A 15,586-nucleotide genomic window follows, 5' to 3' on the forward strand; every position below is an offset into this window, starting at 1 on the left:
CGTCAACCGATTGAAATGAGGACGGAACATCATGGCTAAGGCTAAGTTTGAGCGGACGAAGCCGCACTGCAACATCGGCACCATCGGTCACGTTGACCATGGCAAGACGTCGCTGACGGCCGCCATCACGAAGGTGCTGGCCGAAAAGGGCGGCGCCACGTTCACGGCGTACGACCAGATCGACAAGGCGCCGGAAGAGAAGGCCCGCGGCATCACGATCTCGACCGCTCACGTCGAGTATGAGACGGATAACCGTCACTATGCCCACGTGGACTGCCCCGGCCACGCCGACTATGTGAAGAACATGATCACCGGTGCCGCGCAGATGGACGGCGCGATCCTGGTGTGCTCGGCCGCTGACGGCCCGATGCCGCAGACCCGCGAGCACATCCTGCTGGCCCGTCAGGTCGGCGTGCCGGCCCTGGTCGTGTTCCTGAACAAGATGGACCTGGCCGATCCGGATCTGGTTGAGCTGGTTGAGCTGGAGCTGCGCGAGCTGCTGACCTCCTACGGCTTCCCCGGCGACGACATTCCGATCGTCCCCGGCTCTGCCGTTTGCGCCCTGAACGACACGAACCCGGAAATCGGTCGTGAAGCCGTTCTGAAGCTGATGGCCGAGGTTGACCGGTACATCCCGCAGCCGGAGCGTCCGATCGACAAGCCGTTCCTGATGCCGATCGAAGACGTGTTCTCGATCTCGGGCCGTGGCACCGTGGTGACGGGCCGCGTCGAGAAGGGCATCGTCAAGGTCGGTGAGGAAGTCGAGATTGTTGGCCTGAAGGCCACCGTGAAGACGACCGTGACCGGCGTTGAAATGTTCCGCAAGCTGCTGGACCAGGGCCAGGCTGGCGACAATATCGGCGCGCTGCTGCGCGGCACGAAGCGTGAAGACGTCGAGCGCGGTCAGGTTCTGGCCAAGCCGGGTTCGATCAACCCGCACACGGACTTCGAGGCCGAGACCTACATCCTGACGAAGGAAGAAGGCGGCCGTCACACCCCGTTCTTCGCCAACTATCGTCCGCAGTTCTACTTCCGCACCACGGACGTCACCGGTTCGGTGACCCTGCCGGAAGGTACGGAAATGGTGATGCCCGGCGACAACATCCGCTTCGCCGTGAAGCTGATCGCCCCGATCGCCATGGACGAAGGTCTGCGCTTCGCCATCCGTGAAGGCGGCCGTACCGTCGGCGCCGGCGTCGTGTCGAAGATCGTCAAGTAAGCCTATCGCTTCGACGCATCACAGCAATGTGGTGGGGCCGGCCCGAAAGTACTTGGGGCCGGCCCACTCTTTGGGTATAAACCCTGCTCTTTTTGGGGTCTAGGACATGGACAATCAGAATATCCGGATCCGCCTTAAGGCGTTTGATCATCGCGTGCTCGACCAGAGCACCAGCGAGATCGTCAACACCGCGAAGCGGACCGGTGCGCGCGTCCGCGGTCCGATTCCGCTGCCCACGCAGCTGGAAAAGTTCACGGTAAACCGCAGCCCGCACATCGACAAGAAGTCGCGCGAGCAGTTCGAGATTCGCACCCACAAGCGTCTGCTGGATATCGTCGATCCGACGCCCCAGACGGTTGATGCGCTGATGAAGCTCGACCTGGCCGCTGGCGTCGACGTCGAAATCAAGCTGTAATCTAGTTTGGTGGAGTACGGGACCTCTCCCGATCTGAGGATGTCCCGAGTTATGGAGAAAAACAGATGCGATCCGGATTGATCGCGCAGAAGGTCGGCATGACCCGCGTCTTCACAGACGAGGGTGAAAGCGTGCCGGTGACTGTGCTGAAGCTGGACCAGGTCCAGGTTGTCGCCCACAAGACGGAAGAGAAGGATGGCTACACCGCCCTCCAGCTCGGCGCCGTCAAGGCCAAGGTGAAGAACGTCGCCAAGGCCCAGCGTGAGGTGTTCGCCAAGGCCAAGGTCGAGCCGAAGAAGAAGCTCGTCGAGTTCCGCGTGGCTCCCGCCAATCTGATCGAGGTTGGTGCTGAGCTGACCGCGGATCATTTCGTTTCCGGCCAGTTCGTGGACGTGCAGGGCACGACCCTGGGTAAGGGTTTTGCTGGCGGTATGAAGCGCTGGAATTTCGGCGGTCTGCGTGCGACCCACGGCGTGTCCGTGTCGCACCGCTCCATCGGTTCGACCGGTGGCCGTCAGGATCCCGGTAAGACCTTCAAGAACAAGAAGATGCCCGGTCACATGGGTGTCGACACCGTCACCGTCCAGAACCTGAAGGTCGTGTCGGTCGACGCCGAGCGCGGTCTGATCCTGGTCAAGGGCGCTGTCCCGGGCCATGAGGGCGCTTTCGTCCTCGTCAAGGACGCCGTCAAGAAGAAGCTGCCCGAGGGCGTGCCGTTCCCCGGCGCCTTCCGTGCTCCGGCTGCTGAAGCTGTCGCGGCGGAGGGCTGATAAATGAAGACGTCCATCAAGAATCTGAACAACGAAACCGTCGGCGAGATTGAGCTGTCGGAAGCCGTGTTCGGCCTGCCGGCCCGTCAGGACATCCTGGCTCGCATGGTGCTGTGGCAGTTGGCCAAGCGCCGCGCTGGTACTCATAAGGCCAAGACGATCTCCGAGATCTCCGGCACCACCAAGAAGCCGTGGCGCCAGAAGGGCACCGGCCGCGCCCGTCAGGGTTCGCTGCGTTCGCCGCAGTTCCGCGGTGGCGCGCGTATTTTCGGGCCGGTCGTTCGTTCCCACGAACATGACCTGACCAAGAAGGTCCGCAAGCTGGCCCTGAAGACCGCCCTGTCGGTCAAGGCCGCCGAAGGCAAGCTGGTCGTGCTGGAGGCCGCCAAGGCCGATAGCCACAAGACCAAGGTGCTGTTCGGTCAGCTGCAGGCCCTGGGTCTGAAGTCGGCGCTGATCATCGACGGTTCCAACGTTGATGTGAATTTCGCCCGTGCCGCCGGCAACATCCCGCACATCGACGTGCTGCCGGAACAGGGCGCCAACGTGTACGACATCCTGCGCCGGGACGTTCTCGTCCTGACGCGCAACGCTGTCGAGCAGCTGGAGGCTCGCCTGAAATGAGCACGAGCAAGAAGACAATCTCGGCCGAGCGCATGTACGACGTCGTCGTTGCGCCCGTGATCACCGAGAAGGCCACCATGGGTTCCGAGCACAACCAGGTCACCTTCAAGGTGCGCATGGATGCCACGAAGCCCGAGATCAAGGCCGCGGTTGAGGGCCTGTTCAAGGTGACGGTCACGGCGGTGAATACCTCCGTGGTCAAGGGGAAGACCAAGCGCTTCCGTGGGACGATCGGTCGTCGGTCGGACTACAAGAAGGCCGTGGTTACCCTCGCCGAGGGCAGCTCCATCGACGTGACCACCGGCGTGTGAGGGTAGAGCTATGGCTTTGAAGACTTTCCGTCCGATTACGCCGAGCCTCCGCCAGCTGGTACTGGTGGACCGTTCGGAACTGCATAAAGGCAAGCCCGTCAAGATGCTGACCGAGGGCCTCTCCGGCTCTGGTGGTCGCAACAATACGGGTCGCATCACTGCCCGCCGCATGGGTGGCGGTCACAAGCGCACGTACCGCATCATCGACTTCAAGCGTACGAAGTTCGATATGCCGGCGACCGTTGAGCGTCTGGAATATGACCCCAACCGTACTGGCTTCATCGCTCTGGTGAAGTACACGGACGGCACCCTCGCTTACATTCTGGCTCCGCAGCGCCTGAAGGCCGGTGATGTTGTCATCTCCGGTGAAAAGGTTGACGTGAAGCCCGGCAACGCGATGCCGCTGAAGAACATCCCTGTTGGCACCATCGTCCACAATGTGGAACTGAAGGCTGGCAAGGGTGGTCAGTTGGCTCGTTCAGCCGGCACGTACCTGCAGCTGGTCGGTCGCGACCAGGGCTATGCTCAGCTGAAGCTCCCCTCGGGCGAGCTGCGCATGGTCCGTGGCGAGTGCATGGCCACCATCGGTGCCGTGTCCAATCCGGACCAGTCCAATGTGGTCATCGCCAAGGCCGGTCGTAACCGCTGGCTGGGCAAGCGTCCGTCCGTTCGCGGCGTCGCCATGAACCCGATCGATCACCCGCACGGTGGTGGTGAAGGCCGTACCTCCGGTGGCCGTCACCCGGTCACGCCGTGGGGCAAGCCGACCAAGGGTAAGAAGACGCGTCAGAACAAGGGCACGGATAAGCTCATTATCCGCCGCCGCGCTAAGTAAGGGAGTGCTGCCGTGACTCGTTCCGTTTGGAAGGGGCCGTTCGTTGACGGCTACCTGTTGAAGAAGGCAGACAAGGCGCGTGCGTCGGGCCGCAACGAGATCATCAAGATCTGGTCGCGTCGTTCCACGATCCTGCCGCATTTCGTTGGTCTGACCTTCGGCGTCTATAATGGCCAGAAGTTCGTGCCGGTGCTGGTGACCGAGAATATGATCGGTCACAAGTTCGGTGAGTTCTCGCCGACCCGTACGTTCTACGGCCATGCGGCCGACAAGAAGGCGAAGAGGAAGTAATCATGGGAAAGCCGGCTGCAGAACGGCGCCTCAGCGAGACTGAGGCCAAGGCGTTCGGCGGAATGATCCGCACGAGCCCGCAGAAGCTGAACCTGGTTGCACAGCTGATCCGTGGAAAGTCCGCTGGTGAAGCTGTCGCCCTTCTGACATTTTCCAAGCGTCGTATCGCTGGCGAAGTGAAGAAGGTCCTCCAGTCCGCCATCGCGAACGCCGAGAACAACCACCAGCTGGACGTTGACCGCCTGTTCGTGTCCCACGCGACGGTCGGCAAGGCTCTGGTCATGAAGCGTTTCCATGCCCGCGCTCGCGGTCGTGGCGCCCGTGTCGAGAAGCTGTTCAGCAACCTGACCGTGATCGTGCGTGAGCGCGCTGAGGATAAGGCCGAGGGGGCCGCTGAATAATGGGTCAGAAAGTCAATCCGATCGGCCTGCGCGTCGGTATCAACCGGACGTGGGACAGCCGCTGGTACGCTGGTCGTGACTATGCCAAGCTGCTCCATCAGGATCTGAAGCTGCGCGGCTACCTGCAGACCCGTCTGCAGGCAGCTGGCGTCAGCCGCGTCATCATCGAGCGTCCGGCCAAGAAGGCCCGCGTCACCATCCACACGGCCCGTCCGGGTGTGGTGATCGGCAAGAAGGGTGCGGACATCGAGAAGCTGCGTCTTGAACTCAGCAAGATGGCCGGGTCCGAGGTCAATCTGAACATCGTCGAGATCCGCAAGCCGGAACTGGACGCCCGCCTGATCGCCGAGAACATCGCCAGCCAGCTGGAGCGCCGCGTGGCGTTCCGTCGCGCCATGAAGCGCGCGGTGCAGTCGGCGATGCGTCTGGGCGCTCAGGGCATCCGTATTAACTGCTCCGGCCGTCTGGGCGGCGCGGAAATCGCGCGTATCGAATGGTACCGTGAAGGCCGCGTTCCGCTGCACACCCTGCGTGCTGACATCGACTATGGTGTTGGCACCGCGAAGACCACCTACGGCACCTGCGGTGTCAAGGTGTGGGTGTTCAAGGGTGAAGTGCTGGCCCATGATCCGATGGCGCAGGACAAGCGCGCCGCGGAACAGACGGCTGCTCGCTGATCATCCGGATACTGGCAAGGGATATAGAGAAGGCTACATGCCATGCTGAGTCCGAAGCGTACTAAGTACCGCAAGGCGCACAAGGGTCGTATCCACGGCGCCTCCAAGGGCGGTACCACACTGAATTTCGGCGCTTTCGGCTTGAAAGCTGTCGAGCCGATGCGTATTACGGCCCGTCAGATCGAGTCGGCGCGTCGCGCTATCACCCGCCACCTGAAGCGTCAGGGCCGCGTTTGGATCCGGATTTTCCCGGATCTGCCCGTGTCCTCGAAGCCGGCGGAAGTGCGCATGGGTTCCGGTAAGGGTTCGCCCGAATTCTGGGCCGCGCGCGTTGCGCCGGGCCGTATCATGTTCGAAGTCGATGGTGTTCCGGCTGAGCTGGCCACCCGCGCGTTCGAGCTGGCTGCTGCAAAGCTGCCGATCAAGGTGCGTATGGTCACCCGTCTGGGTGAAGGGGGTGAGGCATGACGAAGGCTACTGACCTTCGCGGCAAGAGCACGGACGAGCTGAACGATCAGCTCCTCCAGCTCAAGAAGGAGCAGTTCAACCTGCGTTTCCAGAAGGCTTCCGGCCAGCTGGAGAATACCGCGCGGGTTCGTGTGGTGCGTCGCGACATCGCCCGCATCAAGACCATCCTGGGCCAGCAGGTTTCTGCTGCGTCCGCGTCCTGAGGAGGGGTTAACGATGCCCCGTCGCGTCCTGCAGGGTACCGTGGTGTCCGATAAGGGTGACAAGACCGTCACCGTGCTCGTCGAACGTCGCGTTATGCATCCTGTGTATAAGAAGTTCATCAAGCAGTCCAAGAAGTACGCCGCCCACGACGAGGCGAACGCTTTCAAGATCGGTGACACCGTCCAGATCGAAGAATGCCGTCCGATCTCCAAGTCGAAGCGGTGGACCGTCGTCGTGGCCCCGGCCGCTGGCGACACTCCGAACGCCTGAAGATAAGGAAGACATTCCATGATTCAGATGCAAACCAACCTGGAAGTCGCGGACAATAGCGGCGCGCGCCGGGTGCAGTGCATCAAGGTGCTGGGCGGCGCTGGTCGTCGCTTCGCCGCCATCGGCGATGTTATCGTCGTGTCGGTGAAGGAAGCCATCCCGCGCGGCCGTGTTAAGAAGGGTGACGTGCAGCGCGCGGTCATCGTTCGCACCGCCAAGGAACTGCGCCGTGAGGACGGTTCCGTCATCCGCTTCGACCGTAACGCCGCCGTGCTGATCAACAAGCAGGGTGAGCCGATCGGTACGCGCATTTTCGGGCCCGTGACCCGTGAGCTGCGTGGCAAGAAGTTCATGAAGATCATTTCGCTGGCGCCGGAGGTGCTCTGATGGCTGCGAAGATCCGCAAGGGCGACAAGGTCGCTGTCATCACCGGTAAGGACAAGGGCAAGACCGGCGAAGTTATCGCCGTTCTGCCGTCCGAGGGCCGTGTCAAGGTGCGCGGTGTCAACCTGGTGAAGAAGCACCAGCGTCAGACCCCGATGCAGCAGGGCGGCATCGTCGAGATCGAGGCGGCGCTGGACCTGTCCAACGTTGCCATCCTCGACCCGAAGACCAACAAGCCGACCCGCGTCGGCTTCCGGACGCTGGAAGACGGCCGCAAGGTCCGTTTCGCCAAGGCTTCCGGCGAAGTGATCGAGTGAGGCGCGCCATGGCTGCTCGTATGAAAGAACGCTACGACGCGACCCTGCGTGCAAAGTTGAAGGCGGAGTTCAACTACGCCAACGACATGCAGATTCCGCGTCTCGAGAAGATCGTGATCAACATGGGCGTTGGCGAAGCCGCCAGCGACGGCAAGAAGGTGACGCAGGCTGCCGCTGAGCTGGCTGCTATCACCGGTCAGAAGCCCGTGATCACGAAGGCTCGCAAGTCCATCGCCCAGTTCAAGCTGCGCGAAGGCATGCCGATCGGTTGCAAGGTCACCCTGCGCGCCGACCGCATGTATGAGTTCCTGGATCGTCTGGTCACCATCGCGCTGCCGCGCGTCCGCGACTTCCGCGGCATCAACGGCAATGCGTTCGATGGCCGCGGGAACTACGCGCTGGGCCTGAAGGAACAGCTGATTTTCCCGGAAATCGACTACGACAAGGTGGACGATATCCGCGGCATGGACATCATCTTCGTCACCACGGCCAAGACCGACAAGGAAGCCAAGGCTCTCCTGAAGGGTTTTGACATGCCTTTCGCCGGGGAGGCGGGGACCAATGGCTAAGAAGAGCTCTATCGAGAAGAACAAGCGCCGCACCGAACTGGCGGCGAAGCACCGGGAAAAGCGCGCCGCCCTCAAGGCGACCGCTAAGAACCGCGAACTCTCCGATGAGGAGCGTTTCACGGCTGTCCTGAAGCTGGCGCAGCTGCCCCGCAATGGCAGCCGTACCCGCATCCGGAACCGTTGCGAGCTGACGGGGCGTCCGCGCGCCTTCTATCGCAAGTTCCGCTTGTGCCGTGTCGCCCTGCGTGATCTCGCCAGCAATGGCCAGATCCCGGGCATGACCAAGTCCAGCTGGTAAGGAGGGTCGGGTAATGAGCCTGAGCGATCCCCTGGGCGATATGCTGACCCGTATCCGTAACGGTCAGAAGGCCCGTATGTCGGTCGTGACGAGCCCCGCGTCGAAGCTCCGCACCAATGTGCTGGAAGTCCTGAAGCGTGAAGGTTACATCCGCGGTTATGCCGTGGAGGAAGACCGTCCCGGTGTGCAGTCCCTGCGCATCGAACTGAAGTACTTCGAAGGCGAGCCGGTTATCAAGGAAGTGCACCGCGTTTCCAAGCCGGGCCGCCGCATCTATTCGAAGATCGCCGATCTGCCGCGGGTCTATAATGGCCTGGGTATTTCGATCCTGTCGACGCCTCGCGGCGTCATGTCTGATGTAGAGGCCCGCGCTGCCAATGTCGGCGGCGAAGTCCTCTGCAAGGTGTTCTAAGGAGCACGGCCACATGTCCCGTATCGGAAAGCATCCGGTGCCGGTGCCGGCCGGCGTTACCGTCCAGGTCACCGGTCAGACTGTCACCGCCAAGGGCAAGCTGGGTCAGCTCAGCTTGAACTTGATCGACGAAATCGAGGCCAAGCTGGAGGGCGGCAATGTTGTCGTCCTGCCGCGGACCGAAACGGTTCGCGCTCGCCAGAACTGGGCCACCGCCCGTACCAACGTTGCCAACCTGGTGACCGGTGTGGACAAGGGTTTCACCCGCAATCTCGAAATCACCGGCGTCGGCTACAAGGCCGCCGTCGCTGGTTCGGAGCTGGTGCTGAACCTGGGTTTCTCGCACGACATCCGCTACCCCATCCCTGCGGGTATCACGATGAAGTGCGACAAGCCGACGTCCATCTCGATCAGCGGCGCTGACAAGCAGCAAGTTGGTCAGATCGCTGCGGAGATCCGCTCCTATCGTCCGCCTGAGCCCTACAAGGGTAAGGGCGTCAAGTACGATAACGAGACGATCATCCGCAAAGAAGGCAAGAAGAAGTAAGGCGGACGACGATGAGCAAGCAAAAAGATCTCAACGCGCGCCGCAAGGCGCGGGTGCGCGCCCGGCTCCGCAAGGTCGGAAGCGGTCGCGCTCGTCTCTCGGTCTTCCGGTCGAGCCAGCATATCTATGCCCAGATCATCGACGACGAGGCCGGCCGCACGCTGGTTTCTGCGTCGACCCTGGAAAAGGATCTGCGGGAAGCCCTGAAGACCGGCGCCGACATCGAGGCGGCCAAGGCCGTCGGCAAGTTGGTTGCCGAGCGCGCCGTGGCACAGGGTGTCAGCACCGTTTACTTCGATCGTGGTCAGTACCTGTATCACGGGCGTGTGAAGGCTTTGGCCGACGCCGCCCGCGAAGCCGGCCTGCAGTTCTAAGGGGGTTAGCATGGCTCGTAATGAGAACAGCGCGGCCGGCGGCGAGGGTGAGCGGCGGAACCGTGATCGCGGCGAACGCCGTGATCGTGGTGAAAACCGCGAACGCCGTGAGGAACGCGAAGGTGACGATCTCGTCGAGAAGCTCGTCGGGATCAACCGTGTCGCCAAGGTGGTTAAGGGTGGCCGTCGCTTTGGCTTCGCCGCCATTGTGGTTGTCGGTGACGCGAAGGGTCGTGTCGGCGTCGGTTCGGGCAAGGCCCGCGAAGTGCCGGAGGCCATTCGCAAGGCCACCGAGCAGGCCAAGCGCTCCATGATCCGCGTGCCGCTGCGCGAGGGTCGCACGCTGCATCACGACGTGTTCGGTCACTTCGGTGCCGGCAAGGTCGTGCTGCGTGCCGCCCCTCCGGGTACCGGCATCATCGCGGGTGGCCCGATGCGCGCCATCTTCGAGGCCCTGGGCGTGGCGGACGTGGTGACCAAGTCGGTCGGCACTTCCAACCCGCACAACATGATCAAGGCAACCTTCGACGCCCTGACGCAGTGCGTCAGCCCGCGTTCGGTGGCTGCCCGTCGTGGTCGTCGCGTGTCCGATATCCTGGGCAAGCGCGAAGGCGAGAAGGAGGCCGCGTAAATGGCTGACAAGAACACCGTCATCGTGACCCAGACGGGGAGCCCGATTGGCCGCCAGGGCGACCAGCGTGCGACCCTGATCGGTCTGGGTCTCAACAAGCTGAACCGCACCCGCGAGCTGGAAGATACGCCGGCTGTCCGTGGGATGATCAACAAGGTTCGGCACCTCGTGCGCGTCGAGGAGGCCTCGTAAGAGGTTTCCCCGATACGGCCTGAAGGATCAAGACCATGAAGCTCAACGAAATCAGTGAAAACCCGGGCGCACGCAAGCTTCGCATGCGCATCGGTCGCGGTATCGGGTCCGGTAAGGGCAAGACCGGTGGCCGTGGCGTCAAGGGTCAGAAGTCCCGTACGGGCGTCTCGATCAAGGGCTTCGAAGGCGGCCAGATGCCCCTGCATCGCCGTCTGCCGAAGCGTGGCTTCTCTAACGTTCCGTTCGCCAAGGATTACTCCGTGGTTAACGTGGGCGCCGTGCAGAAGGCCATCGATGACGGTCGTCTGAACGCCGCTGAGACGGTGAACGCCGAGGCGCTGGTGAAGGCCGGCCTGGTGCGTGTCTCCGCCGATGGCGTGCGTCTGCTGAACAAGGGCGCCATCAAGGCCGCCGTGACCTTCGACGTAGCTGGCGCTTCCGCCGGCGCCGTCGCTGCGGTCGAGGCTGCTGGTGGCAAGGTGAACCTGCCGGCCGTCGAGGCCTGATCGGTTCCACCAACGCCGTTGGTAAAGTATGTGACAAGGCCCCGGAGCAGTCCGGGGCCTTGTTGCGTTTCGGCTGCGCCCCGGCAAGCAGGCATGTGACATTCGATGCCATTATGATAAACGACTTGACGTTAGTAAGTCGCTTATGTTGTTATCAGGGCGTGGCACCGATGGTGACCGAATGGGGCGGCAAAGGCGGCGAACGCCGCTAGGCACTTCCCGGTCACCATCCGCATCGGCGCATTACAGCCGGGGCATTTGGAGTGCCCAGAATGTTTGGCGTTCCAGATTTTAAATGTGGCGCGAATTCTTGAGATACGGCTGCGAAGGGCGCCCGGCTTAACAAAGCCGGGCGTCTTTGCGTTTGATAGCCATGGATTACGCATCAGCGCAGAACGCGCTCAAGGATCTCCACGCCACGCCGCAATACCTCCCGCTCTTCCACCGTCAACGGCGCCAGTCGTGCGTCGAGCGCGGCAACCCGGCGCGCCCGCCCGGCCAGAAGCAGGGCGCGCCCGGCCTCCGTTGCGGCGATGCGAACCCCCCGCCTGTCCGTTGGGTCGGGATCACGGCTGACCAGCGCCGCCGCCGCCAGCGCATCGACGATCCGGCTCATGGTGGGCGGGCGCACCTGTTCCGCCGCTGCCAGCTCGCCCAGGGATCGGGGGCCCCCAAAGACCAGTATCGACAGTGCCGACAGGCGTGGTGCCGTCAAACCGCTATCATCATCTTCCCGTCTTAACAGTCGCAGCAGGCGTATGGATGCGGCGTGCAGCCGCTCGGCAACGCTGTCCGGTCGATCATGGGGATGCTTTACGGACATTGTTAGCTTTGCTAATAATTATCTTCAGCTAAACACTATCATCCGGCAGGAAGGTGATCCATGGGCTTGAATCCCTCGCATATCGTGCAGATCGCCGTTCCGGTTCAGGACCTGAACCGCGCCCGTGCCTTCTACCGCGATGTGCTGGGCCTCACGCATCTGTTCGATGCGCCGCCATCGCTGGCCTTTTTTCAGTGCGGTCAAACCCGCCTGATGCTGGGGCCGCAGGAAGGGCAGGAGCAGATTGCCGGTCCCATCCTCTATTATAATGTAGCCGACGCAGGGGCGGCGCAGGCAGCGCTGGAAGCTGCCGGCGCATCCGTCGTACAGCCGGCCCACCTTATCGCGCGGGTTGGTGGCAATGATATCCATCTTGCTATCTGCCGCGACAGCGAGGGGAACATGGTCGGCCTGATGAGCGAGACGGCAGCGGCCTGAACCAGGCGCCGGGCACGATCGGCACAAGATGCCGCAGCCCCTACATTGGTGGCATTGACCCTGCCGCACGATGGCCTTACCCCTATGGTTGGAAAGAACAACGGCGGTTGACGGCCCGGATGCCGGGTCCTGTGGTGTAACGGACACCTGCCAGATGCACATGGCATACTGGTGCTGGTGTTTTTCATGTTGACCACATGCCCCTATGTCCTGTTGATACGCGTGAGAGTGGCCGGCCCTCCGTTTCGGCCGGACCAGTGACTTGCCAAGAGGCCTTTTATGGCATCCGCCGCTGAACAGCTTGCCGCCAACATCAATTTCGGCGCCTTCTCGAAGGCCACGGAACTGAAGAAGCGCATTTGGTTTACCCTGGGGGCGTTGATCGTCTACCGCCTGGGGACCTACATTCCTCTGCCGGGTATTGATTCTGGTGCCTTCGCCAGCTTCTTCGCCAATCAGTCGGGCGGCATCCTGGGCATGTTCAACATGTTCGCCGGTGGTGCCGTTGAGCGCATGTCGATCTTCGCGCTCAACATCATGCCCTATATTTCGGCGTCGATTATCATCCAGCTGATGACGGCTGTTGCCCCGTCGCTGGAGACGCTGAAGAAGGAAGGCGAGTCGGGCCGCAAGCGTCTGAACCAGTATACGCGCTACCTGACGGTGGCGCTGGCCCTGGTGCAGTCCTACGGCTTGTCCCTGGGCCTGGAGGGCATGAACCAGGCTGGAGGCAGCGTGGTGATCGATCCGGGCTGGTTCTTCCGCCTGTCGACCGTCATCACCATGGTCGGCGGCACCATGTTCCTGATGTGGCTGGGTGAGCAGATCACGTCGCGCGGCGTTGGCAACGGTATCTCGCTGATCATCTTCGCGGGTATCGTGGCGGCTCTGCCGGGTGCCTTCGTGAAGATACTGGAACTGGGCCGTACCGGTGCCATGAGCACCTGGTTCATCCTGGGCCTGCTGGTTCTGGCGGTCATCGTGATCACGGGCATCGTGTTCTTCGAACGCGCACAGCGCCGCCTGATCGTGCAGTATCCCAAGCGCCAGATGGGCAACAAGATGTATGGCGGGGAGGCTTCGCACCTGCCGCTGAAGCTGAACACCGCCGGCGTCATCCCGCCCATCTTCGCGTCATCGCTGCTGCTGCTGCCGCTGACGGCGGTCGGGTTCTCCTCGGCTGGTGGGCCGGAATGGCTGGCCACGATCACCCGCTTCGTTGCGCATGGCACGCCGCTCTATATGGTGCTGTACACTGCGCTGATCGTTTTCTTCTGTTTCTTCTATACCGCCATCGTCTTCAACCCGACCGAAACGGCCGAGAATCTGAAGAAGTATGGCGGGTTCATTCCGGGCATCCGGCCCGGCAAGAACACGGCCGATTATCTGGACTTCGTGCTGACCCGTTTGACGGTGGTGGGGGCCGCCTACATCACGGTGGTCTGCTTGCTGCCGGAAATCATGATGGCGGAGTATGGGGCCGCCTTCTATTTCGGTGGTACCAGCCTGCTGATCATGGTCACCGTGACCATGGATACCGTGGCGCAGATCCATTCCCACCTGCTGGCGCATCAGTATGAAGGACTGATCAAGAAGGCCAAGCTGCGTGGGAGACGTGGATGAACCTCATTCTGTTGGGTCCGCCGGGCGCCGGTAAGGGGACGCAGTCCCAGCGCCTGGAGAAGAAGTACGGTACCGTGCAGCTTTCGACAGGTGACATGCTGCGCGCAGCCGTGCGCAGCGGGTCCGAGCTGGGCCAGCGTGCCGATGCCATCATGAAGGCAGGGCAGTTGGTACCGGACGAGGTCATGATCGCCATGATCTCCGAACGGATCGATCAGCCGGACTGTGCCAAGGGCTTCATCCTGGACGGTTTCCCGCGGACCGTGCCGCAGGCCGCGGCGCTGGACAGTATGCTGGCCGACAAGGGCCTGAAGCTGGACCATGTGATCGAGATGAAGGTGGACGGGGCTGCCCTGGTTACCCGCGTCACGGGCCGCTTCACCTGCGCCAAGTGCGGTACCGGTTATCACGACACGTTCAAGCCGACCGCTGTCGCGGGTACCTGCGACAATTGCGGCTCGACCGAGTTCACGCGCCGTGCCGATGACAATGCCGAAACCTTCGGCAAGCGTCTGGCCGCCTATGAGCGCGATACGGCCCCCATCCTGCCCTACTATGCCTCACGTGGCGTGCTGAAGCAGGTGGACGGCATGGCGGAGATCGATGAGGTCACCCGTCAGCTTGAGGCCATTATCGGCTGATCCGACGGGGCGGCCGGAAGGAAAAAGGGGCGGTCGCCGACATGGTGACCGCCCCTTTTTCATTTCACCGCTTCGGACTCCTTAGCTTCTCCAGCGCAGGACCGTATCCTTCACCGGATTGACAAAGTCGCGGCCCTCGGCCTTCGCCCGCTGATACTCGTTCTTTAACTGGTGATACCAGCGGGCCTGGGTGTCGGCGTCCTTGATCAGCATCAAGGTCGGATCATGGGCCAGGCCCTTCTGCTGCATCACCACCACATCGCGGTCTTGGCCCAGAAAGCGGCGAACGAAGCGGCGCAGGAAGGGCTTGGCCAGATTGGCCCAGCCCAGGGTCCAGTAGAAGCTGTTGGTTACCTCAGTATTGTTGGCGTCCAGCGGCGTGACGGTGGTCAGGTTGACGATGCGGTGCCGCCCGGCGGCGATATGTTCGATTCGCACACCGGGAAGCCGGAAGGTGATCTCCGTCTCCGGTGCGCCCCCCAACAGCTTATAGGCGGCAGAGTTGGAGGAGGGCCGGTGCCGCTTCATGGCAAAGCCGAAGGGGGCGGGACCGAAGGCCTTCGCCTTTTCATGGATGGAGCGGGAGGACCGCCAGAACCAGCTTTGATGCACAAAGGGTCCATGCGCCGGGTCCATCAGGCCGATGACGGCATGATCGACGGGGCAGGGGAAATGCATCACTTCCGTCAGGTTGGGCAGCCTCCCGTCCATGTCGGGCATCTGCGGCGGCTCACCCGCCGGTGCGCCATCGCCCATCCAGATCCACAGATTGCCCTGCGCCTCTGCCACCGGATAGCGGCGGACCTTGATGCGGCTGATATCGAAATCTTGGTCGGTGACCAGGGAGGGGATGGCTGTGCAGCCACCGCCGCCATCAAAGCGCCAGCCATGATAGCGGCATTCCACCTCCCGCCCGTCGAATCGGCCACAGGACAGGGGAATGCCCCGGTGCGGGCAGATATCGCGAAGGGCGAAGGCAGTTCCGTCATTGTCCCGCGCAAACAGGACCGGCTGCCCCAGCAGGGACTTTGCCTGCATCTTGCCCCGTTTCAGCGCGGCAGATGGCAGAGCGAAGTACCAGATATCGGTCAGGAACGATGCGGTCATGATGCGTCACATGGGCGGCGGGGGGAGGGCCGCACCATAACAGGACATGAGCGTCAGGTCAGGGTGCGCTAAAGGGGCGAACTGCTGACTTCCCCGGATAACCCTGGTAGAATCTCGTCCATCAACGCCATTCCTGCGTCTGAACCCCTTCGCCGCCGGTGGTTTGCGACGCGGGCAAAGCGTGGAACATGAAACACCCTGTTGTTTTCTGTTTCACTTGGTTGCACGAAGCCGCGTTT

The 15,586-nt window shown here is 62.3% G+C and carries 27 protein-coding genes; 25 read left to right on the top strand and 2 right to left on the bottom strand.

All coding sequences use genetic code 11. From position 1 onward, the window contains the following. Positions 1-31: 31 nt before the first annotated feature. The 22 genes from tuf (at position 32) to rplO (ending at position 10,715) form a co-directional block, all read left to right on the top strand. Positions 32-1,219, top strand: a complete 1,188-nt coding sequence (gene tuf, locus C0V82_RS15140; protein WP_102113007.1) for an elongation factor Tu — start codon at positions 32-34, stop codon at positions 1,217-1,219. A 106-nt stretch (positions 1,220-1,325) separates the two neighbouring features. Continuing rightward, complete coding sequence (gene rpsJ / locus C0V82_RS15145; protein WP_029013602.1) at positions 1,326-1,634, top strand: 30S ribosomal protein S10; 309 nt, start codon at positions 1,326-1,328, stop codon at positions 1,632-1,634. 65 nt (positions 1,635-1,699) lie between these two features. Next, positions 1,700-2,404, top strand: a complete 705-nt coding sequence (gene rplC, locus C0V82_RS15150; protein WP_054168366.1) for a 50S ribosomal protein L3 — start codon at positions 1,700-1,702, stop codon at positions 2,402-2,404. A gap of 3 nt (positions 2,405-2,407) precedes the next feature. Beyond that, entirely contained in the window at positions 2,408-3,028 is a 621-nt protein-coding gene (gene rplD, locus C0V82_RS15155; RefSeq protein WP_102113020.1) for a 50S ribosomal protein L4, read from the top strand. Continuing rightward, positions 3,025-3,339 (top strand): 50S ribosomal protein L23, encoded by a 315-nt coding sequence (locus tag C0V82_RS15160; protein ID WP_054168364.1) that lies wholly within the window; start codon positions 3,025-3,027, stop codon positions 3,337-3,339. The genes rplD and C0V82_RS15160 overlap by 4 nt, the downstream gene beginning before the upstream one ends. 10 nt (positions 3,340-3,349) lie before the next feature. Next, positions 3,350-4,174: a 50S ribosomal protein L2 gene (gene rplB / locus C0V82_RS15165; protein WP_102113021.1), complete on the top strand. Its 825-nt coding sequence runs from the start codon at positions 3,350-3,352 to the stop codon at positions 4,172-4,174. A gap of 12 nt (positions 4,175-4,186) precedes the next feature. After that, complete coding sequence (gene rpsS / locus C0V82_RS15170; protein WP_054168362.1) at positions 4,187-4,465, top strand: 30S ribosomal protein S19; 279 nt, start codon at positions 4,187-4,189, stop codon at positions 4,463-4,465. 2 nt (positions 4,466-4,467) lie between these two features. Then, positions 4,468-4,866, top strand: a complete 399-nt coding sequence (rplV, locus tag C0V82_RS15175) for a 50S ribosomal protein L22 (protein ID WP_054168361.1) — start codon at positions 4,468-4,470, stop codon at positions 4,864-4,866. Continuing rightward, positions 4,866-5,543: a 30S ribosomal protein S3 gene (gene rpsC, locus C0V82_RS15180; RefSeq protein WP_054168360.1), complete on the top strand. Its 678-nt coding sequence runs from the start codon at positions 4,866-4,868 to the stop codon at positions 5,541-5,543. The genes rplV and rpsC overlap by 1 nt, the downstream gene beginning before the upstream one ends. Before the next feature lie 42 nt (positions 5,544-5,585). Next, on the top strand, positions 5,586-6,011 hold the full coding sequence (rplP, locus tag C0V82_RS15185; protein WP_054168359.1) for a 50S ribosomal protein L16: 426 nt from the start codon (positions 5,586-5,588) through the stop codon (positions 6,009-6,011). Then, positions 6,008-6,214 (top strand): 50S ribosomal protein L29, encoded by a 207-nt coding sequence (rpmC, locus tag C0V82_RS15190; RefSeq protein ID WP_054168358.1) that lies wholly within the window; start codon positions 6,008-6,010, stop codon positions 6,212-6,214. The genes rplP and rpmC overlap by 4 nt, the downstream gene beginning before the upstream one ends. Before the next feature lie 13 nt (positions 6,215-6,227). Next, positions 6,228-6,485: a 30S ribosomal protein S17 gene (gene rpsQ / locus C0V82_RS15195; RefSeq protein WP_054168357.1), complete on the top strand. Its 258-nt coding sequence runs from the start codon at positions 6,228-6,230 to the stop codon at positions 6,483-6,485. A gap of 18 nt (positions 6,486-6,503) precedes the next feature. After that, on the top strand, positions 6,504-6,872 hold the full coding sequence (gene rplN, locus C0V82_RS15200) for a 50S ribosomal protein L14 (RefSeq protein WP_054168356.1): 369 nt from the start codon (positions 6,504-6,506) through the stop codon (positions 6,870-6,872). Beyond that, complete coding sequence (gene rplX / locus C0V82_RS15205) at positions 6,869-7,186, top strand: 50S ribosomal protein L24 (RefSeq protein WP_342752431.1); 318 nt, start codon at positions 6,869-6,871, stop codon at positions 7,184-7,186. Before rplN ends, rplX begins: the two co-directional genes overlap by 4 nt. 8 nt (positions 7,187-7,194) lie before the next feature. After that, on the top strand, positions 7,195-7,755 hold the full coding sequence (gene rplE, locus C0V82_RS15210) for a 50S ribosomal protein L5 (RefSeq protein ID WP_054168354.1): 561 nt from the start codon (positions 7,195-7,197) through the stop codon (positions 7,753-7,755). Continuing rightward, a complete protein-coding gene (gene rpsN / locus C0V82_RS15215; protein WP_094456272.1) occupies positions 7,748-8,053 on the top strand; it encodes a 30S ribosomal protein S14 in 306 nt (101 codons plus the stop codon). Before rplE ends, rpsN begins: the two co-directional genes overlap by 8 nt. Positions 8,054-8,066: 13 nt before the next feature. Continuing rightward, positions 8,067-8,465, top strand: a complete 399-nt coding sequence (gene rpsH / locus C0V82_RS15220) for a 30S ribosomal protein S8 (RefSeq protein ID WP_054168352.1) — start codon at positions 8,067-8,069, stop codon at positions 8,463-8,465. Positions 8,466-8,478: 13 nt separating this feature from the next. Next, the gene (gene rplF, locus C0V82_RS15225; protein WP_054168351.1) at positions 8,479-9,012 is read left to right on the top strand and encodes a 50S ribosomal protein L6; all 534 of its coding nucleotides are present in this window, start codon (positions 8,479-8,481) and stop codon (positions 9,010-9,012) included. Positions 9,013-9,023: 11 nt separating this feature from the next. Further along, positions 9,024-9,386 carry a 50S ribosomal protein L18 gene (rplR, locus tag C0V82_RS15230; protein ID WP_102113022.1) on the top strand — a complete coding sequence of 121 codons (363 nt, stop codon included), beginning with the start codon at positions 9,024-9,026 and terminating at the stop codon, positions 9,384-9,386. Positions 9,387-9,396: 10 nt separating this feature from the next. After that, positions 9,397-10,017, top strand: coding sequence for a 30S ribosomal protein S5 (rpsE, locus tag C0V82_RS15235; RefSeq protein ID WP_102113023.1), 621 nt, complete (start codon positions 9,397-9,399; stop codon positions 10,015-10,017). After that, the gene (gene rpmD / locus C0V82_RS15240; RefSeq protein ID WP_054168348.1) at positions 10,018-10,209 is read left to right on the top strand and encodes a 50S ribosomal protein L30; all 192 of its coding nucleotides are present in this window, start codon (positions 10,018-10,020) and stop codon (positions 10,207-10,209) included. 35 nt (positions 10,210-10,244) lie between these two features. Beyond that, positions 10,245-10,715, top strand: a complete 471-nt coding sequence (gene rplO, locus C0V82_RS15245; RefSeq protein ID WP_054168347.1) for a 50S ribosomal protein L15 — start codon at positions 10,245-10,247, stop codon at positions 10,713-10,715. A 385-nt stretch (positions 10,716-11,100) separates the two neighbouring features. Here the strand turns inward: rplO and C0V82_RS15250 are convergent, their stop codons facing one another. Beyond that, positions 11,101-11,538 carry a MarR family winged helix-turn-helix transcriptional regulator gene (locus C0V82_RS15250; RefSeq protein WP_102113024.1) on the bottom strand — a complete coding sequence of 146 codons (438 nt, stop codon included), beginning with the start codon at positions 11,536-11,538 and terminating at the stop codon, positions 11,101-11,103. 60 nt (positions 11,539-11,598) lie between these two features. On the opposite strand from C0V82_RS15250, the gene C0V82_RS15255 reads away from it, so the two are divergent. From C0V82_RS15255 to C0V82_RS15265, 3 genes are all read left to right on the top strand, one after another. Then, positions 11,599-11,976: a VOC family protein gene (locus C0V82_RS15255; RefSeq protein ID WP_102113025.1), complete on the top strand. Its 378-nt coding sequence runs from the start codon at positions 11,599-11,601 to the stop codon at positions 11,974-11,976. A gap of 279 nt (positions 11,977-12,255) precedes the next feature. After that, entirely contained in the window at positions 12,256-13,599 is a 1,344-nt protein-coding gene (gene secY / locus C0V82_RS15260) for a preprotein translocase subunit SecY (RefSeq protein WP_102113026.1), read from the top strand. Then, positions 13,596-14,240 (top strand): adenylate kinase, encoded by a 645-nt coding sequence (locus tag C0V82_RS15265; RefSeq protein WP_054168343.1) that lies wholly within the window; start codon positions 13,596-13,598, stop codon positions 14,238-14,240. The genes secY and C0V82_RS15265 overlap by 4 nt, the downstream gene beginning before the upstream one ends. An 81-nt stretch (positions 14,241-14,321) precedes the next feature. On the opposite strand, the gene C0V82_RS15270 is transcribed toward C0V82_RS15265, so the two are convergent. Next, complete coding sequence (locus C0V82_RS15270) at positions 14,322-15,347, bottom strand: aromatic ring-hydroxylating oxygenase subunit alpha (protein WP_102113027.1); 1,026 nt, start codon at positions 15,345-15,347, stop codon at positions 14,322-14,324. Positions 15,348-15,586 lie beyond the last annotated feature (239 nt).

The sequence above is a fragment of the Niveispirillum cyanobacteriorum genome, assembly GCF_002868735.1.
GTDB lineage: Bacteria > Pseudomonadota > Alphaproteobacteria > Azospirillales > Azospirillaceae > Niveispirillum > Niveispirillum cyanobacteriorum.